This window comes from Citrobacter sp. wls827 (assembly GCF_005280875.1).
GTDB classification, from domain to species: domain Bacteria; phylum Pseudomonadota; class Gammaproteobacteria; order Enterobacterales; family Enterobacteriaceae; genus Citrobacter; species Citrobacter youngae.
In genome coordinates this window covers 231,877-246,202 of the sequence record NZ_SZWR01000018.1, presented here as the reverse complement: position 1 = coordinate 246,202, position 14,326 = coordinate 231,877, and the positions used below count along the sequence as shown (strand labels likewise).

Sequence of the window (14,326 nt, the reverse complement as noted above, 5' to 3'; positions counted from 1 at the left end):
CCGGCCACTATGGCCGGTATTTTATTTATTCACCATGGAGGTAAAACACCTTTATAGCCAAAGTGCAAGCCGACCCCGTAAAGCGCATATCCCATAGTGAAATCACTCAGTCGCCCTGAGGGAGTACAATTGAGTTCAATAGACTAATAGAATGCTATAACTGCTGATTTATCAAGAGAAAATTGAGTTTGGTAGACTTCAGTAGACTTGAGTTTGGAGCGGGCGAAGGGAATCGAACCCTCGTATAGAGCTTGGGAAGCTCTCGTTCTACCATTGAACTACGCCCGCGAAGAGGTGCGTGGGCCATTATAGACCTTACGCACCCTCTGACAAGCCCAAACTATGCTAACTGCTGATAAAATAGCCTGTTAGCACTTAGGTTTACTCCCCTGCGGCGGTAAATAACGCAGCGGATCAATCGCCGTTGCGCGATAGCGAATCTGGAAGTGCAGGCGTACAGATGCCGCATCAGTGCTACCCATGGTGGCAATTTTCTGCCCGGCCTTCACGCTCTGCCCGTTGTTCACCAGTAGCGTATCATTATGCGCATAAGCGGTAATGTAATCCTCACTGTGCTTAATCATGATGAGGTTGCCATAGCCCCGCAGCTGGTTGCCGACATAAACTACCTTCCCTGCTCCCGCCGCATAAACCGGTGTGCCGCGCGCAGCTGAGATATCAATACCCTTGTTGCCGCCATCCGCCGTTGAATAAGGCAGGATCACTTTACCGCTGGCAGGCCACAACCAGCAGCGTTGCCCCACCGGCGGCCAGGATGACTGCGGCACGGATGAAGATGGTCTGACAGTTGCCGTTTTAGTCGAGGATTTCTTGGTTGTTTTGCCAGAGCTTGAACTGGTTTTCGCGCCGCCGCTGACCTTCAGCCTTTGCCCTACTTCGATGGTATAGGGTGGTGAAATGTTATTCAGACGGGCAATCTCTTTCACGCTGGTGCCGGTAGCGCGCGAAATACGGTATAGCGTATCTCCCCGCTTCACGGTATACACGGAGCCGGAATAACTTCCTGTATCAGACGACTTACTCCCGGAACAGCCCGCTAACAGCAGACCGGCACACAGCAGCATCACGATACCCAAGCCATTTTTCTTCAGGCGTCCTGCACTCAAAACAATACCTCGCAACATTTTCAGACGCTTTATCATAGCAGCCAGAAACCGGATGCCAAATCATATCGCGTAACGAAGCGTCGGCTCTGGCATTTCACACCCTCTGTTAATCAATATGACTTAATTAAGCATATAATGTAGGCGCTTAAGATTGAGGGTGGACGCAATGCGACAGGAACATGTCATTTTATTGAACGAACAGGGCCAACCCTGTGGAACGCTGGAAAAGTATGCGGCGCATACCGCCACAACGCCCCTGCACTCCGCTTTCTCATGCTGGATATTTAACGGGCAGGGTCAACTACTGGTCACCCGCCGGTCGCTGCATAAAAAAGCCTGGCCGGGTGTCTGGACAAACTCGGTGTGCGGTCATCCACAATCAGGGGAAACAACTGAAGACGCCATTATCCGTCGCGCCCGCTTCGAGCTGGGAGCTGACATTCGCGCACTCACGCCCGTATACGCTGGTTTTCGCTATTGTGCCGCAGATCCCAGTGGAATTGTGGAAAATGAAGTTTGTCCGGTATATGCCGCACAGCTAATCAGCACGCTGCAGCCGAATGCGGAGGAAGTGATGGATTATCGGTGGAGCAATCTTGAGGATGTGTTATGCGGGATTGACGCTACACCGTGGGCCTTCAGCCCGTGGATGGTAATGCAGGTTTCAGACAATAAGGCGCGAAAATTGTTGCGCGCATTTTCCAGCGGTCATTAATTGCCGGATGACAACGCAAACGCGTTTTATCCGGCCTACGAATCGTCTTCCGCGTAGGCCGGATAAGGCATCAGCCGCCATCCGGCAGTTCACATCTTACTTAACCGGACGCATTGCCGGGAACAGGATCACGTCGCGGATGGTGTGGCTGTTAGTGAACAGCATAACCATACGGTCGATACCAATACCCAGGCCCGCAGTCGGCGGCAGACCGTGTTCCAGAGCGGTAACGTAGTCTTCGTCGTAGAACATCGCTTCGTCATCACCCGCATCTTTGGCGTTAACCTGATCCTGGAAACGCTGCGCCTGATCTTCGGCATCGTTCAGCTCGCTGAAGCCGTTACCGATTTCACGTCCGCCGATGAAGAATTCGAAGCGATCGGTGATTTCCGGGTTTTCGTCATTACGACGCGCCAGCGGAGAAACTTCTGCCGGGTACTCGGTAATGAAGGTCGGTTGAATCAGGTGCGCTTCTGCAACTTCTTCAAAGATCTCGGTCACGATACGACCCAGACCCCAGCTCTTCTCAACTTTGATGCCGATAGATTCAGCAATCGCTTTTGCAGAGTCGAAGTTATCCAGATCGGCCATGTTGGTTTCCGGACGGTATTTCTGAATCGCTTCGCGCATGGTCAGTTTTTCAAACGGCTTACCGAAGTCGAAGACTTCTTCACCGTAAGGCACTTTAGTTGTTCCCAGAACGTTCTGCGCCAACGTACGGAACAACGATTCGGTCAGTTCGATCAGATCTTTGTAGTCCGCATAAGCCATGTAGAGTTCCATCATAGTGAACTCTGGGTTATGGCGAACAGAGATACCTTCGTTACGGAAGTTACGGTTAATTTCGAATACGCGTTCGAAACCGCCCACCACCAGACGCTTGAGGTACAGTTCCGGCGCAATACGCAGGTACATGTCCAGATCCAGCGCGTTATGATGGGTGATAAACGGACGCGCTGCCGCACCGCCTGGGATCACCTGCATCATCGGGGTTTCTACTTCCATAAAGCCGCGAGCAACCATGAACTGACGGATGCCAGCCATAATCTGTGAACGCACTTTAAAGGTATTGCGGGATTCATCATTAGAGATGAGATCCAGGTAACGCTGGCGGTAACGCGCTTCCTGATCCTGCAGACCGTGGAATTTATCCGGCAGCGGGCGCAGGGCTTTGGTCAGCAGACGCAGCTCGGTACAATGGATGGACAGTTCGCCGGTTTTGGTCTTAAACAACTTACCTTTCGCGCCGAGGATATCGCCCAAATCCCACTTCTTGAACTGCTCGTTGTAGACGCCTTCCGGCAGATCGTCGCGCGCAACGTACAGCTGAATACGGCCGCCCACGTCCTGCAGCGTAACGAATGATGCTTTACCCATAATACGACGGGTCATCATGCGGCCAGCAACGGATACCTCAATGTTCAGCGCTTCCAGTTCTTCGTTTTCTTTCGCGTCGAAGTCAGCGTGCAGTTGGTCTGAGGTATGATCGCGACGGAAATCGTTCGGGAACGGGATCCCCTGCTCGCGCAGGCTCGCCAGCTTCTCACGGCGCGTTTTCAGTTCATTGTTAAGGTCGGCTACCGCGTCAGCGCCCTGTGCGTGTTGTTCAGACATGTTGGTTCCTCATAACCCTGCTTTCAAACTTGCTTCGATAAATTGATCCAGGCTGCCATCCAGCACTGCCTGCGTGTTACGGGTTTCAACCCCGGTACGCAGATCTTTAATGCGGGAGTCATCAAGGACATAAGAACGAATCTGGCTACCCCAGCCGATATCTGACTTGGTGTCTTCCATCGCCTGTTTCTCGGCATTCTTCTTCTGCATTTCCAGTTCATAAAGCTTCGCTTTCATCTGCTTCATGGCCTGGTCTTTGTTCTTGTGCTGGGAACGGTCGTTCTGGCACTGCGTCACAATCCCGGTCGGGATGTGGGTAATACGCACCGCAGATTCTGTACGGTTAACGTGCTGACCACCCGCACCAGAGGCGCGATAAACGTCGATACGCAGGTCCGCCGGGTTGATATCGATATCAATATCATCGTCAACTTCCGGATAAACAAACGCCGAACTGAACGACGTATGGCGACGTCCGCCGGAGTCGAACGGACTCTTACGAACCAGACGGTGTACGCCAGTTTCAGTACGCAGCCAACCGTAAGCATACTCGCCAGCAATTCTGATGGTCACGGATTTAATACCCGCCACTTCACCTTCAGACTCTTCAATAATTTCGGTCTTAAAGCCGCGCGCTTCAGCCCAACGCAGATACATACGCATCAGCATGCTGGCCCAATCCTGCGCTTCCGTACCGCCGGAACCCGCCTGGATATCGAGATAGCAATCTGCGCTGTCATATTCACCGGAGAACATACGACGGAATTCCAGCTGGGCCAGCTTATCTTCCAGCGTATCGAGTTCTGCTACGGCTTCGTTAAAGGTTTCTTCGTCATCGGCTTCTACAGCCAGTTCCAACAGGCCGGAGACATCTTCCAGGCCCTGGCTCATCTGATCGAGCGTATCAACGATGGCCTCAAGGGAAGAACGTTCTTTACCCAGCGCCTGTGCACGTTCGGGTTCGTTCCACACGTCCGGCTGTTCCAGCTCGGCGTTTACTTCTTCCAGACGCTCTTTCTTGGCATCATAGTCAAAGATACCCCCTAAGAACGTCTGAGCGTTCCGTGAGGTCCTGAATGCGGTTATTTACCGGATTAATTTCAAACATGGTCTGATTTCTTTTATTGAACGAGTCAAAATGCGGTTATAAGAGCGGGATTGTAACCAATCCACACCCTTTTTTATAGCGAATATACACGTCATCCTTCAAGCTGACTCTTTGTTGGCTGCGCGAATTCACCCCAGTCACGTACTCGTTGTACGCTCCTGGGGACTCATTCACTTGCCGCCTCGATGCAGCTTGAATGATTATGTGTATTGTGACGCTAAAGTGGCCAGATATTATCGATTATAATCTGCAGGCTGCGGTTACCGCGAAACTCGTTAATATCCAGTTTGTAGGCAAGCTGAACTTCGCGAACACCGTTATCCGGCCAGCATGTGGTATCGACATTAAACGCAATTCCGTCCAGCAGTGGGCCGCCGCCAACAGGCTCCACCATCACCTTCAGATGACGCTCACCGACCAGGCGCTGCTGAAGCAGGCGGAAATGCCCGTCAAACAGCGGCTCCGGGAACATTTGTCCCCACGGGCCGGCATCGCGCAGCATTTGCGCGACCTCCATGGTCATCTCTGCCACACTCAGCGGACCATCAGAGACTACCTCACCCTGTAATAAAGCGGGGTCAAGCCATTCTGTTACCAGTTCGCCAAAACGCTGCTGGAAATGCTCAAACTGCGCTTCTTCCAGCGACAGACCTGCTGCCATCGCATGTCCACCAAACTTAATGATCATGCCGGGATAAAGCGTATCCAGACGCTCCAGCACATCACGCATATGCAGTCCCTGGATCGAACGTCCGGAGCCTTTCAGCGTACCGTCACCGGCAGGCGCAAACGCAATCACCGGACGATGGAAGCGCTCTTTGATGCGCGACGCCAGAATCCCCACCACGCCCTGATGCCACTCTGGGTGGTACATTGCCAGGCCGCCTGGGAGTGTGTCACTACTGCGTTCCAGCTTTTCACACAGGGTCAGTGCTTCTGCCTGCATCCCCTGTTCAATCTCTTTTCGTGTCTGGTTTAGCGCGTCCAGCTCATTGGCCAGCACGCGCGCTTCACCAATGTTGTCACACAGTAGCAGCGCCACGCCGACGGACATATCATCCAGACGACCTGCCGCGTTCAGCCGAGGGCCAAGCGCAAAACCTAAATCACTGGCGGCCAGTTTGAGCGGGTCACGATTGGAAATCTCCAGTAGCGCCTTAATGCCAGGGCGGCACTTTCCAGCACGAATGCGGCTTAAACCTTGCCACGTCAGGATACGGTTATTGGCATCCAGCGGCACCACGTCTGCTACTGTGCCCAAAGCAACCAGATCAAGCAAATCTGCCAGGTTCGGCGGCGCGATACCACGTTCATCAAACCAGCCTTTATCACGCAAAAAGGTGCGCAGCGCCAGCATCAGGTAGAAGGCCACACCAACGCCTGCCAGCGATTTCGACGGGAATTCACAGTCGGGCAGGTTAGGGTTGATGATCGCCTCTGCGCCCGGCAGCGTGTCACCGGGCAGGTGGTGATCGGTCACAACGACCGGGATCCCAAACGTTCGGGCATGTTCAACGCCCGCGTGGGACGAGATACCGTTGTCCACAGTAACGATCAGCTGAGCGCCCCGGGCATGGGCCTGATCCACGACTTCCGGGCTTAAACCATAGCCGTCTTCAAAACGATTAGGCACCAGGTAGTCAACGTTGCTGCAGCCCAACGCACGCATTGCCAGGATGCTCAGCGCCGTGCTGGTCGCACCATCGGCATCGAAATCCCCCACCACAATGATGCGGGTTCCTTCGCGAAAAGCGTTATAGAGGATCTCAACCGCTTTTTCGACGCCGTTCAAATGCTGCCACGGCAGCATGCCTTTCACGCTACGCTCAAGTTCCTGCGCGCTGCGCACGCCGCGACTGGCGTACAAACGACGCAGCAGCGGCGGCAAGTCGGCTGGTAGCTCGGCGGTCTCGTCGGCTTCACGCCGACGAAGTTGTATCTGTTGTTTCACGCGAATTATTTACCGCTGGTCTGTTTTTCGTGTGCGTCGAGGAATTCTTTCATCTCTTTCGGCCCCTGATAGCCTGGAACAACATAGCCGTTGCTCAGGACAATCGCCGGTGTGCCACTGACGCCAAACTGCACGCCCAGCGCGTAATGATTCGCGATATCCACATCACAGGTCGCCGCTTTCACGCCCTTGCCCGCCATTGCATCGTCAAAGGCTTTGTTTTTATCTTTTGCACACCAGATTGACTTCATGTCCTGCTCGGCCTGGCTTTCCAGCCCCTGTCGAGGGAAGGCCAGATAACGGACGGTAATCCCTAACGCATTGTAGTCTTTCATCTCTTCATGCAACTTGTGGCAGTAACCACAGGTGATGTCGGTGAAAACGGTGATGACGTGTTTTTCCTGCGGCGCTTTGTAAACGATCATCTCTTTTTCCAGCGCATTCAGATGCTTCATCAGCAATTGATTAGTGACATTCACCGGACTTGCGCCACTTACGTCATACATCGGCCCCTGAATAATATGCTTGCCGTCTTCAGTCACGTACAGCACACCGCTATTGGTCAGTACGGTTTTCATGCCCGCAACCGGAGCAGGTTGAATTTCGGTGCTCTGCACGCCCAGCTTCGCTAATGACTGGCGAATAGCTGCATCGTCTGCATGCACCATGCCTGAAAACGCTGTGGCCAGCAGGGTGAGCATCATAAAACGTTTCTTCATAACCTATCCTTTACTGTCAGCACTCACGCTCGTGGGTGATGCTGTTGATGTAGTTGACGCAAGCGCTCCGTTGCGACATGTGTATAAATCTGCGTAGTCGAGAGATCGCTATGCCCCAGCAGCATCTGCACCACGCGCAGGTCAGCGCCGTGATTGAGCAGATGCGTGGCAAAAGCATGCCGCAATACGTGCGGTGACAGCTTCTCGCTGTCGATCCCTGCTAACACAGCATAGTGTTTAATACGATGCCAGAAAGTCTGACGGGTCATCTGCTGCGCACGCTGGCTGGGAAACAGTACGTCAATCGATACGCCGTTGAGCAACCACGGACGACCGTGTTCCAGGTATGTTTCCAGCCAGTACACGGCTTCTTCGCCCAACGGCACAAGCCGCTCTTTGTTGCCTTTACCAATCACCCGCACAACGCCCTGGCGCAGACTAATATCGCTCATCGTCAGCCCCACCAACTCTGATACGCGCAACCCCGTAGCGTACAAAACCTCCAGCATCGCTTTGTCGCGTAGCTCAAGCGGTTGGTCAATAAGCGGGGCCTGCAGCAGCCGTTCTACCTGCGCTTCGCTGAGATCTTTTGGCAAACGCTGCGGAAGTTTAGGTGAAGCAAGCGAGGCGCTTGGATCGTCTTCGCGAAATTTTTCGCCGTAAAGATGCTGAAAAAAACGCCGCATGGCACTGAGCAAACGAGCTGAACTGGTGGCTTTATACCCACCATCCATCCGCTCAGCCAGCAATGCCTGCAAATCATCGCTCTGCGCCGTCGCCAGTGAAATGCCACGATGGCGCAACCATTCAACAAGCATTGTCAGATCGCGACGATACGCACTTAACGTGTTCTCTGCCAGATTTCGTTCCAGCCACAGTGCATCAAGAAACTGCTCGATGCGCGCCAGATCCTGTTCCACTCGCGCCCCTTATTCCACTCTCATTTTTGATGCATTATGCCTCATTGTGCCGGGATTGCGGCGATTCTGTTACACTACCCGCAACGCTACAGCAGAATTGAGATGTTTACGTCATGAACATGGGTCTTTTTTACGGTTCCAGCACCTGCTACACCGAAATGGCAGCAGAAAAAATCCGCGATATCCTGGGTCCCGAACTGGTGACACTGCACAATCTCAAGGATGATTCCCCGGCTCTAATGGAGCAGTATGACGTGCTCATTTTGGGTATTCCAACCTGGGATTTCGGTGAAATTCAGGAAGACTGGGAAGCGGTCTGGGATCAACTGGACAACCTCAACCTGGAAGGCAAGATTGTCGCGCTTTACGGCATGGGCGATCAACTGGGGTACGGTGAGTGGTTCCTTGATGCACTGGGTATGCTGCATGATAAACTGGTCACCAAAGGCGTTAAGTTTGTCGGTTACTGGCCAACAGAAGGTTATGAATTCACCAGTGATAAACCCGTGATTGCCGATGGGCAGTTGTTTGTCGGTTTAGCTCTGGATGAAACGAACCAGTACGACCTCAGCGATGAACGTATCCAGGCATGGTGTGAGCAAATTCTCGGTGAAATGGCCGAACACTGGTCCTGATAGCCAGTTTGCCGGATGACGGCGTGAATGCCTTCTCCGGCTTACATAGCGCGCTAAACCGTAGCTGCTCGCCATCAGTCATTCGCCGGCGTTAACCCTGCTTTACCTGTTGCAGCATTAACCGCCGCAAATCCCGCCACTCAGCGTCATCCATGCTGTCCGCTGCCAGCCACAAATGCTGACGTTTTCCCGCATCTGAACGCAAACGCAGCATCATGCCCGTTTTAATCATCCAGGGTGCACAAACGATAGACCACTCTTGCCCCTGCCAGCGCAGGCGACCGTCCATTAACAGTCTAATCTCTCCCTGACAAGCGTTAATGCGACGCTGACTGCGTACGCTATCAAACACCACCAGAGAGAGCAGCACCAACCATAATGGGGTGTAGCTCAATGGCCAGGGCATCAATAAAATGAATACCGCAACCAGCCCATGAATGAGCAGAGAGAGCCACTGTGCGCGCCATGAAACGCGTAAATCAGATTGCCACTGGACCACGTTCCCGATTCCGTGTCTGGATGAGTCGCACCATCTGCTCCAACTGCTCATCAGCCGGTTTCCCATGATTCATCAACCAGTTAAATAAGTCTGGATCATCACATTCCAGCAGACGGATAAAGATGCGTTTTTCTTCGTCACTTAAGTTGTCATACTCATGTTCGAAAAACGGCATGATAGAGATGTCCAGTTCACGCATACCGCGGCGGCATGCCCAATGAATACGTGCTTTGTTGTTAATATCCATGTTCTTTTCCCTGTCTCGCGAAAACGAAGTATCCGGCTATTGTAACGTGTTTTTCACGCTCTTTTACGGGAATATCAGTAAACGGAAGCGCGATCGCTAAATAAAACCACATTAAGTCAAAGGGTTCACTTTTTTGGATGTCTCCTCGCAAAGCTTAATATAAGGCACAAACAGGATGTTTAAACCGCTTGCAATAGCCTATAGCTCTTTTACCATTAGTCATTATTACCGCGTTAAGCAAATCAGGACATTATTATGGCTTTTACATCGTTTCCTCCTCGCCAGCCGTGTGCGTCGGCACGTTTGCCTCTGACGCTAATGACGCTCGACGACTGGGCTCTCGCCACCATTACCGGCGTCGACAGTGAAAAGTACATCCAGGGCCAGGTCACCGCTGATGTCAGCCAAATGACCGAACAGCAACACCTGCTGGCAGCTCACTGCGATGCCAAAGGTAAAATGTGGAGCAACCTGCGTCTCTTCCGTCAGGCTGATGGTTTTGCCTGGCTTGAACGCCGTAGCCTGCGTGATGCCCAATTGACCGAACTGAAAAAATACGCCGTCTTCTCGAAGGTCGTGATTGCCCCGGATGACGAGCGCGTCCTGCTGGGCGTAGCGGGCTTCCAGGCGCGCGCGGCGCTAGCCAATCTCTTTAGCGAACTGCCAACCAGCGATAAGCAGGTCGTTACCCACGGCGCTTCCGCCCTGCTGTGGTTCGAGCATCCATCTGAACGCTTCCTGCTGATCGTTGATGTCGCAACAGCTGAGATGATTGCGGAGAAACTGCGTGGCGAAGCAGAATTGAATAACAGCCAACAGTGGCTGGCGCTGGATATCGAAGCGGGTATTCCGGTTATTGATACTGCCAACAGCGCACAGTTTATTCCGCAGGCCACCAATCTGCAGGCATTGGGCGGTATCAGCTTTAAAAAAGGCTGCTATACCGGTCAGGAAATGGTTGCTCGTGCAAAATTCCGCGGCGCCAATAAACGCGCCATGTGGACTCTGGCAGGTGCGGCCAGTCGGGTACCGGAAGCGGGTGAAGACCTGGAGCTGAAAATGGGCGAGAACTGGCGTCGTACCGGCACCGTACTCGCCGCGGTACAGCTGGCTGATGGACAAGTGCTGGTGCAGGTTGTGATGAATAACGACATGGAAGCCGACAGCGTGTTCCGCGTTCGCGACGATGCAAAAACGCTGCATATCGTACCGCTGCCGTATTCGCTGGAAGAGTAAAAGATTAACGCCGGATAGCGCACGCTTATCCGGCCTACAGGCACATTTTGTAGGCCGGATAAGGCGTTAGCCGCCATCCGGCATCAAGGGTTAAGCCTGACCAACGTACAGATAGATTGCCAGGAAGTGGCAAACGCTGCCACCCAGCACAAAGCCATGCCAGATCGCGTGGTTGTAAGGAATGCGCTTACAGACGTAGAAAATAACGCCCAGCGAATACACGACGCCGCCAACGGCCAGCAACGTCACACCACCCGCCGCCAGCTTAACCGCCAGTTGATACACCACTATCAGCGATAGCCAGCCCATTGTCAGGTAGGTCACCAGCGACAGAACCTTAAAGCGGTGCGCAATAGTCAGTTTGAATAAAATACCGATTAGCGCCAGGCTCCAGATAACAATCATCAGTCCACGTGCCAGCGGCGAATCCAGCCCCACCAGCAGAAATGGCGTGTAGGTCCCGGCAATCAGCAGATAAATCGCGCAGTGGTCGAATTTTTTCAGCCAGACTTTCGCTCTCTGATGGGGGATCGCATGATACAAGGTTGAGGCAAGGAACAGAAGGATCATGCTGCCGCCGTACAGGCTATAGCTGGTAATAGCCATGGCGCTGGCGTTGGTATCCACTGCCTGAACAAGTAACAGCACCAGTCCGACAATCCCAAACACCAACCCGATACCATGGCTGATGCTATTGGCTATTTCCTCTGCCAGCGAATATCCCTGCGCGATTAATGGCTTCTGAACCATAAGTTACTCCCCAGAAACGAACACTTTCGTTATTGCGCCTCTAGCGTAACTGAGAATGGTTCCAGTGAACACATGTTAGCTAAAATATTTATCAAATAACAAATAATTAATAAAAATCATATAATTGCATTTTATATTTCAGCTAACATCTGTACCTGTAAAGTTAAAGGCATTTAAAATCAATCACATAAAATTGCGTTTGATCCGGGTAAATCTCGGCGATCACCTGTTTAAGCTCATCGAGCGCCATGTTTTCCTGCTGGGCATGTTTTTCCGTTAGCGTATCCAGCGTAACCGTTGAGGTGCCGACAACTTCAATCGTGCAGAAGTAGCCCTCATCTTCAAAGCGTCCAACCCGTAGAATGTCCCCGGCTTTAAAGTGTGATTCGGACTCGTCACGAATGGTGATGGTTTTGCGTCCGGCCAGAATGTCATCCTGGAAACGTTGAAAAAAAGTGATGTCATTTGGCTGCATGTTATTATTCCCTGTAGATAAAGTCTGATGAGTGAGTTTTGCCATTGTGAGTATGTTCTCCCACGCTGCCATCGCCAGTCTCAACAATCTTGAGATGCTGGTCTACAACTATGTCATCAAAAACCGTGACAAAGTCATGTACATGACTATTCGCGAACTGGCTGATGCCGTGGGCGTTTCCACCACCACCGTACTGCGCTTTTGCCGCAAGCTTAAGTGTGAGGGTTACTCAGAATTTCGCGTACGCTTCAAATTATATTTAGAGCAGAATGAACCGCAACAGGCTAATTTCGGTGCCAGCGAAATTATCAGCTTCTTTAAAGGCGTCAATAACGACGAGTTCGATAAACTGCTCGATCAGGCTGTTGATATTATATTATCTTCCGAGCGTATTATATTCGTCGGAGCGGGAACGTCTGGAGCGCTGGCAAAATATGGCGCACGTTTTTTCTCAAACGTCGGTAAATTCAGTAATCACATTGACGATCCTTATTTTCCGGTGACTAACGACATGGCCAGAAACGCGCTGGCGATCGTACTTTCCGTGTCTGGTGAAACAGAAGAGATCCTGCGCTTTGCCAGTCAGTTCAGCCTGCACAACTGTAAGGTTCTGTCTGTCACCAGCCATGAACACTCTCGTCTGGCGAAACTCGCCGACTTTAATCTCTCCTGGCATGTTCCACAAACACGTATTGCCGGGGTATACGATATAACCACGCAGATCCCCGTTATTTATATTCTGGAATCACTCGGTCGCAAGCTGGCGAAAAGAATAGCGTAAAAAAAACACTCTGTTTTTTTGATGTAACAAATCACATTTACGCTATTTTGTTATATCGTGACATTTATCTTTCCTTTGTTAGACTCAAAATCAGATTGTATTAATTTGAGACTGAGCGCAGATGAAAAAACTTACCTTACCAAACGATTTTTTATGGGGCGGCGCGGTGGCAGCGCATCAGGTTGAAGGCGGCTGGAACAAAGGTGGCAAAGGCCCCAGCATTTGCGACGTCCTGACCGGTGGGGCACACGGCGTTCCGCGAGAAATTACTCAGGATGTCGTACCGGGTAGATACTATCCCAACCACGAAGCTGTCGATTTTTACGGTCATTATAAAGAAGACATTAAGCTGTTTGCCGAGATGGGCTTCAAATGCTTCCGTACGTCAATTGCCTGGACCCGCATCTTCCCGAAAGGGGATGAAACCCAGCCAAATGAAGAAGGGTTAAAATTCTACGACGACATGTTTGATGAACTGCTGAAGTACAACATTGAACCAGTCATCACCCTTTCCCACTTCGAAATGCCACTGCACCTGGTTCAACAGTATGGTAGCTGGACCAATCGTAAAGTCGTCGATTTCTTTGTCCGTTTTGCTGAAGTCGTTTTTGAGCGCTACAAGCACAAGGTCAAATACTGGATGACCTTTAATGAGATCAACAACCAGCGTAACTGGCGCGCGCCGCTGTTTGGCTATTGCTGCTCGGGCGTGGTGTATACCGAGCATGAAAACCCGGAAGAGACTATGTACCAGGTGCTGCACCACCAGTTCGTGGCCAGCGCTCTGGCAGTAAAAGCCGCACGTCGCATCAACCCGGAAATGAAAGTCGGCTGCATGCTGGCGATGGTGCCACTGTACCCGTTCTCCTGTAAGCCTGAGGATGTGATGTTCGCGCAGGAATCGATGCGTGAGCGTTACGTTTTCACCGATGTTCAACTGCGCGGTTACTACCCGTCTTATGTGCTAAACGAATGGGAACGCCGTGAATTTAACATCAGGATGGAAGACGGCGACGAGCAAATCCTGCGCGAAGGCACCTGTGACTATCTCGGTTTCAGCTACTACATGACCAACGCCGTTAAAGAGGAGGGTGGCAGCGGTGATGCGATTTCCGGCTTTGAGGGTAGCGTACCGAACCCGCACGTCAAAGCATCCGACTGGGGCTGGCAGATTGACCCCGTCGGTCTGCGCTATGCCTTATGTGAGCTGTATGAACGCTACCAGAAGCCGCTGTTTATCGTTGAAAACGGGTTTGGCGCTTATGACAAAGTAGAAGAAGACGGCAGCATCAACGACGACTATCGCATCGACTATCTGCGCGCCCACATCGAAGAAATGATGAAAGCGGTAACCTATGATGGCGTAGACCTGATGGGCTACACGCCGTGGGGCTGCATCGACTGCGTGTCATTCACCACCGGCCAGTACAGCAAACGGTATGGCTTTATCTATGTGAATAAACACGACGACGGCACCGGCGATATGTCGCGTTCGCGCAAGAAGAGTTTTGAGTGGTATAAAACGGTGATTGCCAGCAACGGCGAGAAT

General features: G+C 52.0%; 15 protein-coding genes and 1 tRNA gene. 5 read left to right on the top strand and 11 right to left on the bottom strand.

What is annotated here, in order from left to right; genetic code table 11:
• Positions 1 to 214 precede the first annotated feature (214 nt).
• Together FDX03_RS14425 and actS are read right to left on the bottom strand one after the other, a co-directional pair.
• Positions 215 to 288 (bottom strand) — tRNA-Gly (locus FDX03_RS14425).
• Between the two features lie 80 nt (positions 289 to 368).
• Positions 369 to 1,127 (bottom strand): amidase activator ActS, encoded by a 759-nt coding sequence (gene actS, locus FDX03_RS14420; RefSeq protein WP_048213497.1) that lies wholly within the window; start codon positions 1,125 to 1,127, stop codon positions 369 to 371.
• A gap of 166 nt (positions 1,128 to 1,293) precedes the next feature.
• On the opposite strand from actS, the gene idi reads away from it, so the two are divergent.
• On the top strand, positions 1,294 to 1,842 hold the full coding sequence (gene idi / locus FDX03_RS14415; RefSeq protein ID WP_137346102.1) for an isopentenyl-diphosphate Delta-isomerase: 549 nt from the start codon (positions 1,294 to 1,296) through the stop codon (positions 1,840 to 1,842).
• 96 nt (positions 1,843 to 1,938) lie between these two features.
• Here idi and lysS read toward each other — a convergent pair whose 3' ends face one another.
• From lysS to xerD, 5 genes are all read right to left on the bottom strand, one after another.
• Complete coding sequence (gene lysS, locus FDX03_RS14410; protein WP_137346101.1) at positions 1,939 to 3,456, bottom strand: lysine--tRNA ligase; 1,518 nt, start codon at positions 3,454 to 3,456, stop codon at positions 1,939 to 1,941.
• Positions 3,457 to 3,465: 9 nt separating this feature from the next.
• A protein-coding gene (gene prfB, locus FDX03_RS14405) for a peptide chain release factor 2 (protein ID WP_096878465.1) occupies positions 3,466 to 4,564 on the bottom strand; the annotation gives its coding sequence in 2 pieces (ribosomal slippage) (positions 3,466 to 4,488 and positions 4,490 to 4,564; 1,098 coding nt in all).
• A gap of 217 nt (positions 4,565 to 4,781) precedes the next feature.
• Positions 4,782 to 6,515, bottom strand: coding sequence for a single-stranded-DNA-specific exonuclease RecJ (gene recJ / locus FDX03_RS14400; RefSeq protein ID WP_115642920.1), 1,734 nt, complete (start codon positions 6,513 to 6,515; stop codon positions 4,782 to 4,784).
• A 5-nt stretch (positions 6,516 to 6,520) separates the two neighbouring features.
• Entirely contained in the window at positions 6,521 to 7,234 is a 714-nt protein-coding gene (gene dsbC / locus FDX03_RS14395; protein ID WP_101742745.1) for a bifunctional protein-disulfide isomerase/oxidoreductase DsbC, read from the bottom strand.
• A gap of 23 nt (positions 7,235 to 7,257) precedes the next feature.
• Positions 7,258 to 8,154, bottom strand: coding sequence for a site-specific tyrosine recombinase XerD (gene xerD, locus FDX03_RS14390; protein WP_137346100.1), 897 nt, complete (start codon positions 8,152 to 8,154; stop codon positions 7,258 to 7,260).
• Positions 8,155 to 8,267: 113 nt separating this feature from the next.
• Between xerD and fldB the strand changes: the two genes are divergently transcribed.
• Positions 8,268 to 8,789, top strand: coding sequence for a flavodoxin FldB (gene fldB / locus FDX03_RS14385; protein ID WP_048213164.1), 522 nt, complete (start codon positions 8,268 to 8,270; stop codon positions 8,787 to 8,789).
• Positions 8,790 to 8,880: 91 nt separating this feature from the next.
• Here the strand turns inward: fldB and FDX03_RS14380 are convergent, their stop codons facing one another.
• Together FDX03_RS14380 and sdhE are read right to left on the bottom strand one after the other, a co-directional pair.
• Positions 8,881 to 9,288: a protein YgfX gene (locus FDX03_RS14380; RefSeq protein ID WP_048213165.1), complete on the bottom strand. Its 408-nt coding sequence runs from the start codon at positions 9,286 to 9,288 to the stop codon at positions 8,881 to 8,883.
• Complete coding sequence (gene sdhE / locus FDX03_RS14375) at positions 9,269 to 9,535, bottom strand: FAD assembly factor SdhE (protein ID WP_005123351.1); 267 nt, start codon at positions 9,533 to 9,535, stop codon at positions 9,269 to 9,271. Before sdhE ends, FDX03_RS14380 begins: the two co-directional genes overlap by 20 nt.
• Before the next feature lie 255 nt (positions 9,536 to 9,790).
• On the opposite strand from sdhE, the gene ygfZ reads away from it, so the two are divergent.
• Positions 9,791 to 10,771, top strand: a complete 981-nt coding sequence (ygfZ, locus tag FDX03_RS14370) for a tRNA-modifying protein YgfZ (RefSeq protein ID WP_048213166.1) — start codon at positions 9,791 to 9,793, stop codon at positions 10,769 to 10,771.
• Between the two features lie 90 nt (positions 10,772 to 10,861).
• Here ygfZ and FDX03_RS14365 read toward each other — a convergent pair whose 3' ends face one another.
• Positions 10,862 to 11,521 carry a hemolysin III family protein gene (locus FDX03_RS14365; protein ID WP_003026947.1) on the bottom strand — a complete coding sequence of 220 codons (660 nt, stop codon included), beginning with the start codon at positions 11,519 to 11,521 and terminating at the stop codon, positions 10,862 to 10,864.
• A 163-nt stretch (positions 11,522 to 11,684) separates the two neighbouring features.
• Positions 11,685 to 11,996, bottom strand: coding sequence for a N(4)-acetylcytidine aminohydrolase (gene yqfB / locus FDX03_RS14360; RefSeq protein WP_048213167.1), 312 nt, complete (start codon positions 11,994 to 11,996; stop codon positions 11,685 to 11,687).
• 52 nt (positions 11,997 to 12,048) lie between these two features.
• Here yqfB and FDX03_RS14355 point away from each other — a divergent pair, with 52 nt between their 5' ends.
• Together FDX03_RS14355 and FDX03_RS14350 are read left to right on the top strand one after the other, a co-directional pair.
• Positions 12,049 to 12,777: a MurR/RpiR family transcriptional regulator gene (locus FDX03_RS14355; protein ID WP_003838265.1), complete on the top strand. Its 729-nt coding sequence runs from the start codon at positions 12,049 to 12,051 to the stop codon at positions 12,775 to 12,777.
• A 121-nt stretch (positions 12,778 to 12,898) separates the two neighbouring features.
• The coding region (locus FDX03_RS14350) for a 6-phospho-beta-glucosidase (RefSeq protein WP_137346161.1) at positions 12,899 to 14,326 on the top strand (1,428 nt) is incomplete at its 3' end.